This window comes from Streptomyces sp. NPDC048338, assembly GCF_043201055.1.
Taxonomy (GTDB): domain Bacteria; phylum Actinomycetota; class Actinomycetes; order Streptomycetales; family Streptomycetaceae; genus Streptomyces.
The window spans coordinates 115,121-130,425 of sequence record NZ_JBICYQ010000008.1 but is presented as its reverse complement, the minus strand read 5'-3'; the positions used below and the strand labels follow the sequence as shown (position 1 = coordinate 130,425).

17 protein-coding genes are annotated in these 15,305 nt (G+C 70.9%); 16 read left to right on the top strand and 1 reads right to left on the bottom strand.

Going from position 1 to position 15,305, the window contains the following annotated elements:
- Positions 1–14: 14 nt before the first annotated feature.
- From lepB (ACGFZF_RS19890) to ACGFZF_RS19840, 11 genes are all read left to right on the top strand, one after another.
- Positions 15–866 (top strand): signal peptidase I, encoded by an 852-nt coding sequence (gene lepB, locus ACGFZF_RS19890; protein ID WP_393555808.1) that lies wholly within the window; start codon positions 15–17, stop codon positions 864–866.
- Positions 859–1,920, top strand: a complete 1,062-nt coding sequence (lepB, locus tag ACGFZF_RS19885) for a signal peptidase I (RefSeq protein WP_393555806.1) — start codon at positions 859–861, stop codon at positions 1,918–1,920. The genes lepB (ACGFZF_RS19890) and lepB (ACGFZF_RS19885) overlap by 8 nt, the downstream gene beginning before the upstream one ends.
- The gene (lepB, locus tag ACGFZF_RS19880; RefSeq protein ID WP_393556199.1) at positions 1,835–2,767 is read left to right on the top strand and encodes a signal peptidase I; all 933 of its coding nucleotides are present in this window, start codon (positions 1,835–1,837) and stop codon (positions 2,765–2,767) included. Before lepB (ACGFZF_RS19885) ends, lepB (ACGFZF_RS19880) begins: the two co-directional genes overlap by 86 nt.
- Before the next feature lie 63 nt (positions 2,768–2,830).
- Positions 2,831–3,571, top strand: a complete 741-nt coding sequence (gene lepB, locus ACGFZF_RS19875) for a signal peptidase I (RefSeq protein ID WP_393555804.1) — start codon at positions 2,831–2,833, stop codon at positions 3,569–3,571.
- Positions 3,568–4,089: an NUDIX hydrolase gene (locus ACGFZF_RS19870; protein WP_393555802.1), complete on the top strand. Its 522-nt coding sequence runs from the start codon at positions 3,568–3,570 to the stop codon at positions 4,087–4,089. The genes lepB (ACGFZF_RS19875) and ACGFZF_RS19870 overlap by 4 nt, the downstream gene beginning before the upstream one ends.
- 55 nt (positions 4,090–4,144) lie before the next feature.
- Complete coding sequence (locus ACGFZF_RS19865) at positions 4,145–4,453, top strand: DUF2469 domain-containing protein (RefSeq protein WP_008737534.1); 309 nt, start codon at positions 4,145–4,147, stop codon at positions 4,451–4,453.
- Positions 4,454–4,894: 441 nt separating this feature from the next.
- A complete protein-coding gene (locus ACGFZF_RS19860; RefSeq protein WP_356604504.1) occupies positions 4,895–5,260 on the top strand; it encodes a YraN family protein in 366 nt (121 codons plus the stop codon).
- Complete coding sequence (locus ACGFZF_RS19855) at positions 5,260–6,873, top strand: YifB family Mg chelatase-like AAA ATPase (protein ID WP_393555799.1); 1,614 nt, start codon at positions 5,260–5,262, stop codon at positions 6,871–6,873. The genes ACGFZF_RS19860 and ACGFZF_RS19855 overlap by 1 nt, the downstream gene beginning before the upstream one ends.
- Positions 6,870–8,150: a DNA-processing protein DprA gene (dprA, locus tag ACGFZF_RS19850; protein ID WP_393555797.1), complete on the top strand. Its 1,281-nt coding sequence runs from the start codon at positions 6,870–6,872 to the stop codon at positions 8,148–8,150. Before ACGFZF_RS19855 ends, dprA begins: the two co-directional genes overlap by 4 nt.
- Before the next feature lie 239 nt (positions 8,151–8,389).
- Positions 8,390–9,226, top strand: a complete 837-nt coding sequence (gene whiG, locus ACGFZF_RS19845; RefSeq protein WP_393555795.1) for an RNA polymerase sigma factor WhiG — start codon at positions 8,390–8,392, stop codon at positions 9,224–9,226.
- Positions 9,227–9,279: 53 nt separating this feature from the next.
- The gene (locus ACGFZF_RS19840; protein ID WP_393556197.1) at positions 9,280–9,837 is read left to right on the top strand and encodes a TetR/AcrR family transcriptional regulator; all 558 of its coding nucleotides are present in this window, start codon (positions 9,280–9,282) and stop codon (positions 9,835–9,837) included.
- Between the two features lie 139 nt (positions 9,838–9,976).
- On the opposite strand, the gene ACGFZF_RS19835 is transcribed toward ACGFZF_RS19840, so the two are convergent.
- Complete coding sequence (locus ACGFZF_RS19835) at positions 9,977–10,447, bottom strand: murein hydrolase activator EnvC family protein (protein WP_393555793.1); 471 nt, start codon at positions 10,445–10,447, stop codon at positions 9,977–9,979.
- Positions 10,448–10,700: 253 nt separating this feature from the next.
- Between ACGFZF_RS19835 and rpsB the strand changes: the two genes are divergently transcribed.
- From rpsB to ACGFZF_RS19810, 5 genes are all read left to right on the top strand, one after another.
- A complete protein-coding gene (gene rpsB / locus ACGFZF_RS19830) occupies positions 10,701–11,609 on the top strand; it encodes a 30S ribosomal protein S2 (RefSeq protein ID WP_356775273.1) in 909 nt (302 codons plus the stop codon).
- 112 nt (positions 11,610–11,721) lie between these two features.
- Positions 11,722–12,558: a translation elongation factor Ts gene (gene tsf, locus ACGFZF_RS19825; protein WP_393555790.1), complete on the top strand. Its 837-nt coding sequence runs from the start codon at positions 11,722–11,724 to the stop codon at positions 12,556–12,558.
- Between the two features lie 158 nt (positions 12,559–12,716).
- Complete coding sequence (gene pyrH, locus ACGFZF_RS19820; RefSeq protein WP_147979912.1) at positions 12,717–13,481, top strand: UMP kinase; 765 nt, start codon at positions 12,717–12,719, stop codon at positions 13,479–13,481.
- 94 nt (positions 13,482–13,575) lie between these two features.
- Positions 13,576–14,133, top strand: a complete 558-nt coding sequence (gene frr, locus ACGFZF_RS19815) for a ribosome recycling factor (protein WP_158990977.1) — start codon at positions 13,576–13,578, stop codon at positions 14,131–14,133.
- Positions 14,133–15,233 (top strand): phosphatidate cytidylyltransferase, encoded by a 1,101-nt coding sequence (locus tag ACGFZF_RS19810; protein WP_393555787.1) that lies wholly within the window; start codon positions 14,133–14,135, stop codon positions 15,231–15,233. The genes frr and ACGFZF_RS19810 overlap by 1 nt, the downstream gene beginning before the upstream one ends.
- Positions 15,234–15,305: the final 72 nt, after the last annotated feature.

Here is a 15,305-nt window from a genome sequence, read left to right as displayed (position 1 = left end):
AGGCTCTGCCCCCGATGGACACCGAAGCACAGCACACGGAGCGCGACCGCTCCTCCGGCGAGACGGAGGAGCGGTCGCGCTCCGCGCGTATGTCCGGGCCCCGTTCCGCCGCGGCGCCGTCGCCGGAGGCGGCACCCGCACCGGACACCGCCCCCGGGGGCGACGGGCCGGACGCGACCGGCGGACGCGGCCCGTTCCGGCTCTCATGGCGCCGTACCGGACTCGTCGGCGCCGCCTGCGTCGTCTTCCTCCTGCTGCTGAGCCACTTCGTGCTCCAGCCGTTCCTGATCCCCAGCGGCTCGATGGAACCGACCCTCCAGGTCGGCGACCGGATCCTGGTGAACAAGCTGGCGTACCGTTTCGGCGACGCACCCGAGCGCGGCGACGTCGTCGTCTTCGACGGCACCGGCTCCTTCGTCCAGGAGCCCCCGCGGGAGAACCCGGTGACCGGCCTGCTGCACGGCGCGGCCGCGGCCCTCGGCCTCGCCGAGCCCGACGAGACCGACTTCGTGAAGCGCGTCGTCGGCGTCGGCGGCGACCGCGTGGTCTGCTGCGGCAAGGACGGCCGGCTCACCGTCAACGGCGTGCCGGTCGACGAGTGGTACGTCCACCTGGGTGACGCTCCCTCGAAAGTCCCTTTCGACATCGTCGTACCGCAGGGCACCCTGTGGGTGATGGGCGACCACCGCAGTCAGTCGAGCGACTCCCGTGACCACCTGGGGCAGCCGGGCGGCGGCATGGTGCCCGTCGACCGGGTGATCGGACGCGCGGACTGGATCGGCTGGCCCTTCGGCCGCTGGTCCGTCGTGCCGCCGACCGCCGCCTTCGACGCCGTACCCGCGCCCGCGGCGGGCCGCCATGGGTAACCGCGGACGGCCGCCCGGAAGCCGCGCCGAGACCCCGCTGCCCACGGGCACCCGGTCCGCCTTCGACAGCCGCTCCATGCCCGGCCGTGCGGAGCGGCGCCGCCTCGCCCGCAAGGTCAAGCGCCGCCGTCAGCGCTCCGCCGTCAAGGAGATCCCGCTCCTCATCACCGTCGCCCTGCTGATCGCGCTCGTCCTGAAGACCTTCCTGGTCCAGGCGTTCGTGATCCCCTCGGGATCCATGGAGCAGACCATCCGGATCGACGACCGGGTCCTGGTCGACAAGCTGACGCCCTGGTTCGGCTCCACGCCGCAGCGCGGCGACGTCGTGGTCTTCAAGGACCCCGGCAACTGGCTCCAGGACGAGACCACGTCCACGGAGGACGACCCGGTCGGCGTCAAGCAGGCCAAGCAGGCGCTGACCTTCATCGGACTCCTGCCCTCCGCCGACGAACAGGACCTGATCAAGCGGGTCGTCGCGGTCGGCGGCGACACCGTCGCGTGCTGCGGCAAGGACGGCCGGCTCACTGTCAACGGCGTACCGTTGAACGAACCCTACGTACACCCGGGGAACGAACCCTCGAAGATCAGGTTCGAGGTGAAGGTGCCGCCCGGACGGATCTTCGTCATGGGCGACCACCGGTCCAACTCCGCCGATTCACGCTTCCACCTCGACGAGAAGGACCGGGGGACGATTTCCGAGGAGGAGGTCGTGGGACGAGCCGTCGTGATCGCCTGGCCCGTCGGCCACTGGCGCCGGCTGGAGGAAAGGGAGACCTTCGCCGCCGTACCGGACGCGCGTTCGGGATCTTCGACCGCGCTCGGTGTGTCGCATAGTGTGTCCTCGCGGAATCTGAACGGATTGCCCTGGCTCCCGACCCCTGCGGAACTCCCGCTCGTTATGGGAGTGGTGGGCCTGTCCCTGTTCTGGGTCAGGCGAACGCACGGACTGAGGAGTGGATGTGGGGGATTTGGCCGTCGGGGCACGATCCGGACACGACGAGCCCGAGAAGGGACCCCAGCGGCTCGCCGAGTCGCCGGTCGCCATGACGGATGAATCCGCAGGCCGGCCCGGCGACCCCTCGGACGCCGACGGCGGAAGCAACGACGGCGAGACCGGTGAGCCCGGCAAGGGCGCGAAGAAGCCCCGCTCCTTCTGGAAGGAACTGCCCCTCCTGATCGGCATCGCGCTGGTGCTCGCGCTGCTGATCAAGACGTTCCTCGTGCAGGCGTTCTCGATCCCCTCGGAATCGATGATGAACACCCTGCAGCGCGGCGACCGCGTCCTGGTCGACAAGCTGACCCCCTGGTTCGGCTCCGAGCCGGAGCGCGGCGAGGTCGTCGTCTTCCACGACCCGGGCGGCTGGCTCGTCGGCGGCGAACCCACGCCCGAGCCCAACGCCGTCCAGAAGTTCCTCAGCTTCATCGGCCTGATGCCGTCCGCGGAGGAGAAGGACCTCATCAAGCGCGTCATCGCCATCGGCGGCGACACCGTCTCCTGCAAGGAGGGCGGCAAGGTCATCGTCAACGGCAAGGCGCTCGACGAGGCCTCGTACCTCGCCCCCGGCTCCACGCCGTGCGGCGACCGCCCGTTCGGGCCGATCACCATCCCCAAGGACAGCATCTGGGTGATGGGCGACAACCGCCAGAACTCGCTGGACTCCCGCTTCCACCAGGAACTCCCCGGCAGGGGAACCGTCTCCAACGACGAGGTCGTCGGCCGCGCCGTCGTCGTCGCCTGGCCCGTCACCCGCTGGGCGACGCTCCCCGTCCCCGCCACGTTCGACCAGCCCGGCCTGAACCAGGCCCTGGCCCTGGCACCCGCCGCGGCCGGCCTCGCCGGCGCCCTCCCGCTGGTCCTGTGGCGCAGGAAGCGGGTCGTCTCCCGGCATACCGCCGAGTAGCGACCCGCGGGTAGGGTGCCGTCCCAGATCGACGAACCGGCCTCTGAGGTGGGGAGCACTGGGATGAGCGGAACCATACGGACGGACGGCGGCCACGGCCGCCTCGGCAGGACACTGTCGGGGCTCGCCGTGGCCGTCGGCTGTCTGCTCTTCCTCGGCGGCTTCGCCTGGGGCGCCGTGCTCTACGCGCCCTACACCATCCCCACCGACTCCATGACGCCCACCGTCAACGTCGGCGACCGGGTCCTGGCCCAGCGCATCGACGGCGACGAGGTCCGGCGCGGCGACATCGTCGTCTTCGACGACCCGGTGTGGGGCGGCGGCCCGATGGTGAAGCGGGTCGTCGGCATCGGCGGCGACAAGATCGCCTGCTGCGACGCCGACGGACGGCTCACCGTCAACGGCGAGCCCATCGACGAACCGTATCTGCGGGCCGGTGCCCCGGCTTCCGGACAGGAGTTCTCGGCGACCGTACCCGCCGACAACCTCTTCCTCCTCGGCGACGAACGCCACAACTCCATGGACTCCCGCGTCCACCTCCAGGAGGCCGGCCAGGGATCCGTCCCGCGTTCCAGCGTCACCGCCCGGGTCGACGCCGTCGCCTGGCCCTCCACCGGCGTCGTCGAGCGCCCCACGGGCTTCGCGGCACTCCCCGGCGGCATCTCGCGGCCCGGGCCCGTCACGCTCCTCTTCTACGCGATCGTCGGAGGATGCGCGCTCATCCTGCTCGGCGCCGCGTACGGACCCGTGGCGAGCCGGCTCGGCGGACGACGGAAGAAGGAGACGGAGACGGTGAACGCATGACGCACGGCACGGGGGCCACGGCGGACACCCACGGCGCGGAGCCGCGGCGCGTGGCACGCGTCGTCCTCCTCGACCCGGACGACCGCATCCTCCTCCTGCACGGACACGAGCCCGACGACCCCGCGCAGACCTGGTGGTTCACCCCCGGCGGCGGGCTGGAGGGCGACGAGACCCACGAGGAGGCCGCACGCCGCGAAGTGGCCGAGGAGACCGGCATCACCGGCATCGCCCTCGGCCCCGTCCTCTGGCGACGCACCTGCTCCTTCCCCTTCGACGGGCGGCGCTGGGACCAGGACGAGTGGTACTACCTGGCACGAACCACCCGCACCGAGACCGGCCCCCGGGCCCTGACCGAGCTGGAGGAACGCAGCGTCTCGGGCCTGAGGTGGTGGACCTCCGCCGAACTGTCGGCGACGCGTGAGACGGTGTACCCGACCAGACTCGCCGAGCTGCTGCGCACGCTGCTCGACGAGGGACCTCCGAGTGCACCGGTGGTTCTCGCCCCGGAAATCGCCTAGGGGTGCGAATGCCTGCCGCACAATGGGGGGACGCACGGCTGAAGGGGAACATGCCATGAGCGCCGAGGACCTCGAGAAGTACGAGACCGAGATGGAGCTGAAGCTCTACCGGGAGTACCGCGACGTCGTCGGGCTGTTCAAATACGTGATCGAGACCGAGCGTCGCTTCTACCTCACCAACGACTACGAGATGCAGGTGCACTCGGTCCAGGGCGAGGTCTTCTTCGAGGTCTCCATGGCAGACGCCTGGGTCTGGGACATGTACCGGCCGGCCCGCTTCGTCAAGCAGGTCCGCGTGCTCACGTTCAAGGACGTGAACATCGAGGAGCTCAACAAGACCGACCTGGAGCTGCCCGGCAGCTGACCGGGAAGCCTGCCCCGGCTGCCGAGCGGGAGGCCCGGTGGTTCGGCGGTTCGGCGGTTCGGCGGGGGCGCGGCGCTTCCGGGCGCCCGGCGGTTCCGGGCCCGAGGTCCGGGCCCGAGGCCTGGCGGGCAGGGGCTGGTGCCCGGCGGACCGGGACCGGGTGCCCGGCGGGCCAGGACGGCGGTGCCCGGCGGAACGGGACCGGACGCGCCTGGTCCACCCGGCGGGCGGCGCCGAGAGGGCCCCGCTTCCGCCCCCTGGCTCGGAACGCACGCACCCTCCGCCACGGCCGACGGCCGCCCGAAGCCCGCCTTCGCCAGGCCGGGACGCTGCCGGAAACCACCCCCACGAGTGAGGCGGTTCTCCACAGACCGCCCACCGTCCACAGCGCCGCACACGCGAGGTCGCCACCCGTCACAGTCGGTGCCGGAGGTGGTACCGATGAACGCAACCACGGCACTCGGCCGCTACGGAGAAGACCTCGCCGCCCGCCGGCTCACCGAGACCGGCATGACCGTCCTCGCCCGCAACTGGCGCTGCGGACGCACCGGAGAGATCGACATCGTCGCCCAGGACGGCGACACCGTCGTCGTCTGCGAGGTCAAGACCCGCCGCGACGGCACCTACGAGCACCCCATGGCCGCCGTCACCCCCACCAAGGCCGACCGGCTCAAACGCCTCGCCGCCTGCTGGCTCGACCGCCACGGCGGAGCACCACCCCCCGGCGGCATCCGCATCGACCTCATCGGCATCATCCTGCCCCGCCACGGCGCCCCCGAGATCACCCACGCCCAGGGGGTGGCCTGATGGGCTTCGCCCGCACCTGCTCCGTCGCCCTCGTCGGCGTCGAAGGCGTCGTCGTCGAAGTCCAGGCCGACCTCGAAGCCGGAGTCGCCGCCTTCACCCTCGTCGGACTCCCCGACAAGAGCCTCAGCGAAAGCCGCGACCGCGTCCGCGCCGCCATCGTCAACTCCGACGCCGAATGGCCCCAGAAGAAACTCACCGTCGGACTCAGCCCCGCCTCCGTCCCGAAAGGAGGCAGCGGATTCGACCTCGCCGTCGCCGCCGCCGTCCTCGGCGCCGCCGAACGCATCGACCCCCGCGTCATCGCCGACCTCGTCCTCATCGGAGAACTCGGACTCGACGGACGCGTCCGCCCCGTCCGCGGAGTCCTCCCCGCCGTCCTCGCCGCCGCCGAAGCCGGCTACCAGCAGGTCGTCGTGCCCGAACAGACCGCCGGCGAAGCCGCACTCGTACCCGGAGTCTCCGTCCTCGGCGTCCGCAGCCTCCGCCAGCTCATCGCCGTCCTCACCGACGAACCCGTCCCCACGGAAGAACCACCCGAGGACGGCCGCCCCGACGCCATGCTCGCCGGACTCCTCGTCCCCGGAGCCGGCATCGGCACCGGCCTCGCCGCCGACCCCGCCGACGGACCCGACCTCGCCGACGTCGCCGGACAGCACACCGCCCGCCGAGCCCTCGAAGTCGCCGCCGCAGGCAGCCACCACCTGCTGCTCTCCGGCCCACCCGGCGCGGGCAAGACCATGCTCGCCGAACGCCTCCCCGGCATCCTGCCCCCACTCACCCGCCACGAGTCCCTCGAAGTCACCGCCGTCCACTCCGTCGCCGGCATCCTCCCGCCCGGCGAACCCCTCGTCCGACGCGCGCCCTACTGCGCCCCCCACCACTCCGCGACCATGCAGTCCCTCGTCGGCGGCGGCAACGGACTCCCACGCCCCGGCGCCGTCTCCCTCGCCCACCGCGGCGTCCTCTTCCTCGACGAAGCCCCCGAGTTCTCCGCAAAAGCCCTCGACGCACTCCGCCAGCCCCTCGAATCCGGACACGTCGTCGTCGCCCGCGCCGCCGGCGTCGTCCGACTCCCCGCCCGCTTCCTCCTCGCCCTCGCCGCCAACCCCTGCCCCTGCGGCCGCCACAGCCTCCACGGCACCGGCTGCGAATGCCCCGCCTCCCTCATCCGCCGCTACCAGGCACGACTCTCCGGCCCCCTCCTCGACCGCATCGACCTGCGCGTCGAAGCCCAACCCGTCACCCGCTCCGACCTCCTCGCCCAAGCCGGCCGCGCCGAGACCACCGCCACCGTCGGCGACCGCGTCCGAGAAGCCCGCGCCCGCGCCACCGCCCGCCTCGCCGGCACCCCCTGGACCGTCAACAGCGAAATCCCCGGACACGAACTGCGGACCCGCTACCTCGTCCACCCCGGCGCCCTCGCCACCGCCGAACGGGACATCGACCGCGGACTCCTCACCGCCCGCGGCCTCGACCGCGTCCTGCGCGTCGCCTGGACCGTCGCCGACCTCGCCGGACACGACCGCCCCGACACCCAGGACGTCGACCTCGCCCTCGAACTGCGCACCGGTATCGCCCGAGGCGTCCCCGCCACGACAGGAGCCCGGCCGTGAACACCCCCGAGGAACGCCTCGCCCGCGCAGCCCTGACCCGCATCGTCGAACCCGGCGACGAACACGCCGGACGCTGGATCCGCCGATACGGAGCCACCGGCTTCCTCCAGCGCATCCACGCCCCTCACACCACAAACACCCCGGACACCCCGGACACCCCACCCCCACCCAGCGCCCCGCCCGGTGCCGCGCGCCCACCCCGTGCCGCGCACTCCTCCGCCCCACCCCCAGCCATCGAGACGGCGCCCTTCCCCGGCACGACACCGTTTCCCGGCACCAGCGACAGACGCGTCGACGGCTGGCGACGACGCGCCGCCGACGCCCGACCAGAGCGCGACCTCGACACCATCCACGCCCACGGCGGCCGACTCGTCATCCCCGGCGACACCGAATGGCCCCGGCAACTCGACGACCTCGGCGACACCCGGCCCATCGGCCTCTGGATCCACGGCCGAGCCGACCTCCGCACCTGGGCCCTGCGCTCCGTCGCCCTCGTCGGCGCCCGCGCCTGCACGCCCTACGGAGCCCACACCGCCACCACCCTCGCCTCCGACCTCGCCGAACGCGGCTGGGTCGTCGTCTCCGGAGCCGCCTACGGCATCGACGGCGCCGCCCACCGAGGAGCACTCGCCGCCCGAGGCGCCACCGTCGCCGTCCTCGCCTGCGGCGTCGACACCCCCTACCCGCGCGGCCACGCCGGCCTCATCCGGCGCATCACCGAACAGGGCCTGGTCATCGGCGAACTCCCACCCGGCAGCCACCCCACCCCCAGCCGCTTCATCCTCCGCAACCGCGTCATCGCCGCCCTCACCCGCGGCACCGTCGTCGTCGAAGCCGAACACCGCAGCGGCTCCCTCGTCACCGCCCGCGCCGCCCAACGCCTCGGCCGCCACACCATGGGCGTCCCCGGCCCCGTCAGCAGCGGCCTCTCCGCAGGCGTCCACGAACTCCTGCGCACCGACGCCACCCTCGTCACCGACGTCCACGACATCGTCGAACTCATCGGCGACATGGGCGAACTCGCCCCCGAACGACGCGGCCCCGTCCTTCCCCGAGACCTCCTCGACCCCGGCTGCACCCGCGTCCTGGAAGCCCTCCCCGCCCGCCACGCCACCCCCGCCACCGAGATCGCCCGCCGAGCCGGCACCTCACCCGACGACACCCTCGCCCGGCTGTACGAACTCCACTCCCTCGGGTTCGTCGAACGACACACGGACGAATGGAAGTTGACGACCCACGCCAGAGAGCGGCCGAACGCCCGGCGAGGCGGTACTTGACCTGGAGCATTCGGGTGAAAAGGTGATGCCGATGAACAAACGAGTTCTGTCGGCCGCATCCGAGGGGCCGGTACGCGCCACGGCCCGGGTTCGAAGATGTGGGCGAGCGCGTCCCCCCGGACCGGTGCGATCCGCAGAGGTTCGCTCACCGCAACAGTCCAGTCACGCTACGCTCACCAGGATTCCCCACCGGACACACAGCCAGAATCACTCCACGGCAGAACGGCTCAAGGCAACGCATGCCCCAGCACACCTCCGGGTCTGACCGCGCTGCGGTGCCCCCAGCAGCCCGGGGCACCGTGCGACCGCCCGCACCGACATCGCTCGACGAGCTGTGGCGGTCGTACAAGGACACGGGCGACGAGCGACTGCGCGAACAGCTGATCCTGCACTACTCGCCCCTGGTCAAGTACGTCGCCGGCCGCGTCAGCGTCGGTCTGCCGTCCAACGTCGAACAGGCCGACTTCGTGTCCTCCGGAGTCTTCGGACTCATCGACGCCATCGAGAAGTTCGACGTCGAACGGGCGATCAAGTTCGAGACCTACGCCATCACCCGCATCCGCGGCGCGATGATCGACGAACTACGTGCCCTCGACTGGATCCCCCGCTCCGTACGCCAGAAGGCCCGCAACGTGGAGCGCGCCTACGCCACCCTCGAAGCCCAGCTCCGCCGCACGCCCTCCGAGAGCGAGGTCGCCGCGGAGATGGACATCACCCTTGAGGAACTGCACACCGTTTTCAGCCAGTTGTCCCTGGCGAACGTCGTCGCCCTCGAAGAGCTCCTGCACGTCGGCGGCGAGGGCGGCGACCGCCTGTCCCTCATGGACACCCTCGAGGACACCGCCGCCGACAACCCGGTCGAGGTCGCCGAGGACCGCGAACTGCGAAGACTCCTCGCCCGCGCCATCAACACCCTCCCCGAGCGGGAGAAGACCGTCGTCACGCTCTACTACTACGAGGGGCTCACCCTCGCCGAGATCGGCCACGTCCTCGGCGTCACCGAGAGCCGCGTCAGCCAGATCCACACCAAGTCCGTCCTGCAGCTCCGCGCCAAGCTGGCCGATGTGGGGCGCTGACTCCGGAGGGCCGGTCGTACAGTGGAGCCGTGCCCAGGATTCGAGCGGCCAGTGTGGCCGAGCACCGGACGATGCAGCGAGGCGCCCTGCTGGACGCCGCGCGATCCCTGCTGTCCGAAGGCGGTACGGAGGCGCTGACCTTCCCCGCCCTCGCCGAGCGCACGGGCCTCGCCCGCTCCTCGGTGTACGAGTACTTCCGCTCCCGCGCCGCCGTCGTCGAAGAGCTGTGCGCCGTCGACTTCCCCGTCTGGGCGGCGGAGGTCGAAGCCGCCATGGCCGGCGCCGCGAACCCCGAGGGCAAGGTCGAGGCCTACGTCCGCAAGCAGCTGGAGCTCGTCGGGGACCGCCGCCACCGGGCCGTCGTCGCGATCTCGGTGAGCGAGCTGGACGACGGAGCCCGCGAGAAGATCCGCGCCGCACACGGCGGACTCGTCGCCATGATCGTCGAAGCCCTCGGCGACCTCGGCCAGGACCAGCCCCGCCTCGGCGCGATGCTCCTCCAGGGCGTCGTCGACGCGGCCGTCCGCCGCATCGAACTCGGCGCCGCCGAGGACCCGGAACGGATCACCGAGGCGGCGGTCACGATGGCGCTCCGCGGCGTCCGCGGCTGACCCACCCTTCCGGGGCCCTCCCCTCCCGCCCCCCCGCCCCCGCCCCTCCCTCCCCGTCCCCGCCCCTTCGGTTGTGCTCGCGCGCGGCCCTGTCTCGCGCCGCGCAGTCGTCGCCCGTCGCCCTGGTCTGTTGCGCTCCCTAGGGCACCCCGGTGACCGGCAGGAGGCGCGTCGCGGGCCGATGGAGCAGGAGCAGGGGGTTCAGGTAGGTGTCGCCTCTCAGCAGGCCCCAGTGCAGGCAGGACCGTGGGCAGTGCGGTGCCGTGTCCGGGGGTGGGGTCGCGACCGTGGCCACCACCTGGCCGCGGGTGACGGTGTCGCCGCGGGTGACGAGGGGTGTCACGGGTTCGTAGGTGGTGCGCAGGGGCGGGTCGCCGCTGCCGGGCAGGGTGATCGTGAGGACGCCGCGGCCGGCGACGGGGCCCGCGAAGGTGACCAGGCCGGGCGTGGTCGCGCGGATGTCGGTGCCCGGGGGTGCGGCGAGGTCGACGCCGCGGTGGCCCGGGGCGTACGGCCCGGCGGGTGGTTCCCAGCCGCGGAGCACGTCCGGGGGTGCGGGGCCGACGGGCCACGTGAGGGCGAGCGTGAGGATCCATGTCGTGAGGTGCATGGGGAAACGGTCTCGTGGCGGGGGGATTCGTGGGGATCATGGCGGATATCTGTGGACTACCGGCCGGTTGTGGACAGTGCCGTCACCTGGCACCCCCCGGGTCCCGTACACTTTCTATGGCGACCCGGGTCACCGGGTCGACTTCGCACGCCCCGCCACCACCTTCACCGGTCGTGGCAGCGCCTTTCGGTCCTTCGTGGCACGGCGCGCCGGGGCGTCAGGACATAACCGAGAAACCCAAGGAGATACGGCCATGGCCGTCGTCACGATGCGGGAGCTGCTGGAGAGCGGCGTCCACTTCGGTCACCAGACCCGTCGCTGGAACCCGAAGATGAAGCGCTTCATCTTCACCGAGCGCAACGGCATCTACATCATCGACCTGCTCCAGTCGCTGTCGTACATCGACCGCGCCTACGAGTTCGTCAAGGAGACCGTCGCGCACGGCGGCTCCATCATGTTCGTGGGTACGAAGAAGCAGGCCCAGGAGGCCATCGCCGAGCAGGCGACGCGCGTCGGCATGCCGTACGTCAACCAGCGTTGGCTCGGTGGCATGCTCACCAACTTCTCCACCGTCTACAAGCGTCTGCAGCGCCTCAAGGAGCTCGAGCAGATCGACTTCGAGGATGTGGCCGCGTCCGGCCTCACCAAGAAGGAGCTCCTGGTCCTCTCCCGCGAGAAGGCCAAGCTGGAGAAGACCCTCGGTGGTATCCGCGAGATGCAGAAGGTGCCGAGCGCCGTCTGGATCGTCGACACCAAGAAGGAGCACATCGCCGTCGGTGAGGCGCGCAAGCTCCACATCCCGGTCGTCGCGATCCTCGACACCAACTGCGACCCCGACGAGGTCGACTACAAGATCCCGGGCAACGACGACGCGATCCGCTCCGTCACCCTGCTCACCCGCGTGATCGCCGACGCCGTCGCCGAGGGCCTCATCGCCCGTTCCGGCGCCGCGACCGGCGACTCGAAGCCGGGCGAGAAGGCCGCCGGCGAGCCCCTCGCCGAGTGGGAGCGCGACCTGCTCGAGGGCGAGAAGAAGGCCGACTCGGACGAGTCCGCCGAGAAGCCGGCCGAGGCTCCGGCTGCCGAGGCTCCGGCCGCTGAGGCGCCCGCCGCCGAGGCTCCGGCCGCTGAGGCCCCGGCCGCCGAGGGCGAGCAGGCCTGACCCACGGCCTGACCTTCACAGGTCCGGTTGTTTCGGATGTCGACGGCGGGGGCGAGTCGCCCCCGCCGTCCACCCGTAGATCTTTCAGACTTCGAGAGAGAAACTCAGACTCATGGCGAACTACACCGCCGCTGACGTCAAGAAGCTCCGTGAGCTCACCGGCGCCGGCATGATGGACTGCAAGAAGGCGCTGGACGAGGCCGAGGGCAACGTCGACAAGGCCGTCGAGGCCCTGCGCATCAAGGGCCAGAAGGGCGTCGCCAAGCGCGAGGGCCGTTCCGCCGAGAACGGCGCGGTCGTCTCCGTCATCGCCGACGACAACACCTCCGGTGTCCTCGTCGAGCTGAAGTGCGAGACGGACTTCGTCGCCAAGGGCGACAAGTTCCAGGCCGTCGCCAACGCGCTCGCCGCGCACGTCGCCGCCACCTCCCCGGCCGACCTCGAGGCGCTGCTCGCGTCCGAGATCGAGCCCGGCAAGACCGTCCAGGCGTACGTCGACGAGGCCAACGCCAACCTCGGCGAGAAGATCGTCCTGGACCGCTTCGCGCAGTACGCCGACGGCTTCGTCTCGGCCTACATGCACCGCACCATGCCCGACCTCCCGCCGCAGATCGGTGTCCTCGTCGAGTTCGACAAGGAGAACGCCGAGATCGCCAAGGGTGTCGCGCAGCACATCGCCGCCTTCGCGCCGAAGTACCTCACCCGTGAGGACGTTCCGGCCGAGGTCGTCGAGACCGAGCGTCGCGTCGCCGAGGAGACCACCCGCGCCGAGGGCAAGCCCGAGGCCGCGCTCCCGAAGATCGTCGAGGGTCGCGTCAACGGCTTCTTCAAGGACGCCACGCTGCTCGGCCAGCCGTACGCGCTGGACAACAAGAAGTCCGTCCAGCAGATCCTGGACGAGGCCGGTGTCACCCTGAAGCGCTTCACGCGTATCAAGGTCGGCATCTGAGTCCGTACGCAACGGACGCCGGACCCCGGTAGGGTCTGAAGCGGTTGTCCGCGTTCGCGTAGGACGACCGCAGATCTGACGAGGAGGCCATTGCCGTAGGGGAAACCGCAAGGACCCACCGGCAATGGCCTTCGTCGTATGTGCACGAGGAGATCTCCATGAACCAGGGCGCCGCACAGGGCGACGACATCCACGGCAAAAAGGCCGGACGCTTCATGCTGAAGCTGTCCGGTGAGGCATTCGCCGGCGGCGGCGCACTCGGCGTCGACCCCGACGTCGTGCACAAAATCGCGCGCGAGATCGCCGCGGTCGTCCGCGACGGTGCGGAGATCGCGGTCGTGATCGGCGGCGGAAACTTCTTCCGCGGCGCAGAGCTGCAGGTGCGCGGCATGGACCGGGCGCGCTCCGACTACATGGGCATGCTCGGCACCGTCATGAACTGCCTCGCCCTCCAGGACTTCCTGGAGAAGGAAGGCATCGACTCCCGCGTCCAGACCGCCATCACCATGGGCCAGGTCGCGGAGCCGTACATCCCGCTGCGTGCCGTGCGCCACCTGGAGAAGGGCCGCGTGGTCATCTTCGGTGCGGGCATGGGCATGCCGTACTTCTCCACCGACACCACGGCCGCGCAGCGTGCCCTGGAGATCGACGCCGAGGCCCTGCTGATGGGCAAGAACGGCGTCGACGGGGTCTACGACTCGGACCCGAAGACCAACCCCGACGCGGTCAAGTTCGACGCGCTGGAGTACGGCGAGGTGCTCTCCCGCGACCTCAAGGTCGCCGACGCCACCGCCATCACCCTGTGCCGTGACAACACCCTGCCGATCCTCGTCTTCGAACTGCTCGCCGAGGGCAATATCGCGCGCGCGGTGAAGGGTGAGAAGATCGGCACTCTCGTGAGCGACCAGGGCACCCGGGCCTGAGCCTGAACCGGGTACCACCCCGCGAGGGGATGGACAGAGCCCTGCCGGTCGTACACCGTGCAGGACAAGACGCGACGACACGCAGGAGCAAGTGGTGATCGAAGAGACCCTCCTCGAGGCCGAGGAGAAGATGGAGAAGGCCGTCGTGGTCGCCAAGGAGGACTTCGCCGCGATCCGCACCGGCCGTGCGCACCCGGCGATGTTCAACAAGATCGTGGCCGACTACTACGGTGCGATCACGCCGATCAATCAGCTGGCGTCCTTCTCGGTGCCCGAGCCGCGCATGGCCGTGGTGACCCCGTTCGACAAGAGCGCGCTGCGCAACATCGAGCAGGCGATCCGTGACTCGGACCTCGGCGTCAACCCGAGCAACGACGGCAACATCATCCGTGTGGTGTTCCCGGAGCTCACCGAGGAGCGCCGCCGCGAGTACATCAAGGTCGCCAAGGGCAAGGCCGAGGACTCGAAGATCTCGATCCGTTCCGTGCGCCGCAAGGCCAAGGAGACCATCGACAAGCTGGTCAAGGACGGCGAGGTCGGCGAGGACGAGGGCCGTCGGGGCGAGAAGGAGCTCGACGACACCACCGCGAAGTACGTCGCGCAGGTGGACGAGCTGCTCAAGCACAAGGAAGCCGAGCTGCTCGAGGTCTGATGAACGACTCTTCCTGGGGGGCCCCGGCCGGCACCGGCTACTGGGGACCCGACCAGGGGCCCCATCCGGCGGGTCCCCCCTTCGATGGGCAGAACGCGGCGCAGACTCGGCGCATGCCCATCGTGCCCGACGTTCCGGCCGCCGGAGACCAGGATGACGACCGGGGGGCCGCTCGCCTGAGCGGTCCCCTGTTCCGTGACGAGAACCCGTCCCGTGACGAGAAGCCGCAGGAGCCCATGCCCAGCCCGCACCAGCCTGCTACGGCTCCGAAGCCCCCGCAGAAGAAGAGCGCGGGGCGAGACCTGGGTGCGGCCATAGGGGTCGGCGTCGGGCTCGGCGCCGTCATCATCGCGTCGCTGTTCATCTGGAAGGCCGCGTTCGTCGGCGTCATAACGGTCGCCGTCGTCGTCGGACTGTGGGAGCTCACCTCCCGCCTCCAGGAGCGCAAGGGCATCAAGGCGCCGCTCGTCCCGCTCGCGGTCGGCGGCGCGGCGATGGTCGTGGCCGGGTACGTGCGGGGGCCGGAGGGTGCCTGGGTCGCCATGGCCCTGACGGCTCTCGCGGTGCTCGTGTGGCGGATGACGGAGCCCCCCGAGGGTTACCTGAAGGACGTCACGGCGGGTGTCTTCGCGGCGTTCTACGTGCCGTTCCTGGCGACGTTCGTGGCGCTGATGCTCACCGCCGACGACGGCCCGCAGCGGGTGCTGACGTTCCTGGTCCTGACGGTCGTCAGCGACACCGGGGCGTACGCGATCGGCTGGCGCTTCGGCAAGCACAAGCTGGCGCCGAGGATCAGTCCCGGAAAGACCCGTGAGGGCCTGTTCGGGGCGGTGGCGTTCGCGATGGCGGCCGGTGCGCTGTGCATGGAGTTCATGATCGACGGGGGTGCCTGGTGGCAGGGTCTGCTGCTGGGTCTCGCGGTGGCGGCGAGTGCGACGCTCGGCGACCTCGGCGAGTCGATGATCAAGCGCGACCTGGGCATCAAGGACATGGGCACCCTGCTGCCGGGGCACGGCGGGATCATGGACCGGCTGGACTCGCTGCTGCCGACGGCCCCGGTCGTGTGGCTGCTGTTCGTGATCTTCGTCGGTTCGACCTGATCCTTACACGTGTGGCCGAAGGGCCCGTCGTCCTCCGGGACGGCGGGCCCTTCGCATGTCCCCGGCGCCCCG

Bases quoted from the DNA above. Each gene is read 5' to 3' on its own strand.
- lepB (WP_393555808.1), top strand. From the start codon at position 15: ATGGACACCGAAGCACAGCACACGGAGCGCGACCGCTCCTCCGGCGAG.
- lepB (WP_393555806.1), top strand. From the start codon at position 859: ATGGGTAACCGCGGACGGCCGCCCGGAAGCCGCGCCGAGACCCCGCTG.
- lepB (WP_393555804.1), top strand. From the start codon at position 2,831: ATGAGCGGAACCATACGGACGGACGGCGGCCACGGCCGCCTCGGCAGG.
- ACGFZF_RS19870 (WP_393555802.1), top strand. From the start codon at position 3,568: ATGACGCACGGCACGGGGGCCACGGCGGACACCCACGGCGCGGAGCCG.
- ACGFZF_RS19865 (WP_008737534.1), top strand. From the start codon at position 4,145: ATGAGCGCCGAGGACCTCGAGAAGTACGAGACCGAGATGGAGCTGAAG.
- ACGFZF_RS19860 (WP_356604504.1), top strand. From the start codon at position 4,895: ATGAACGCAACCACGGCACTCGGCCGCTACGGAGAAGACCTCGCCGCC.
- ACGFZF_RS19855 (WP_393555799.1), top strand. From the start codon at position 5,260: ATGGGCTTCGCCCGCACCTGCTCCGTCGCCCTCGTCGGCGTCGAAGGC.
- whiG (WP_393555795.1), top strand. From the start codon at position 8,390: ATGCCCCAGCACACCTCCGGGTCTGACCGCGCTGCGGTGCCCCCAGCA.
- ACGFZF_RS19835 (WP_393555793.1), bottom strand. From the start codon at position 10,447: ATGCACCTCACGACATGGATCCTCACGCTCGCCCTCACGTGGCCCGTC.
- rpsB (WP_356775273.1), top strand. From the start codon at position 10,701: ATGGCCGTCGTCACGATGCGGGAGCTGCTGGAGAGCGGCGTCCACTTC.
- tsf (WP_393555790.1), top strand. From the start codon at position 11,722: ATGGCGAACTACACCGCCGCTGACGTCAAGAAGCTCCGTGAGCTCACC.
- pyrH (WP_147979912.1), top strand. From the start codon at position 12,717: ATGAACCAGGGCGCCGCACAGGGCGACGACATCCACGGCAAAAAGGCC.
- ACGFZF_RS19810 (WP_393555787.1), top strand. From the start codon at position 14,133: ATGAACGACTCTTCCTGGGGGGCCCCGGCCGGCACCGGCTACTGGGGA.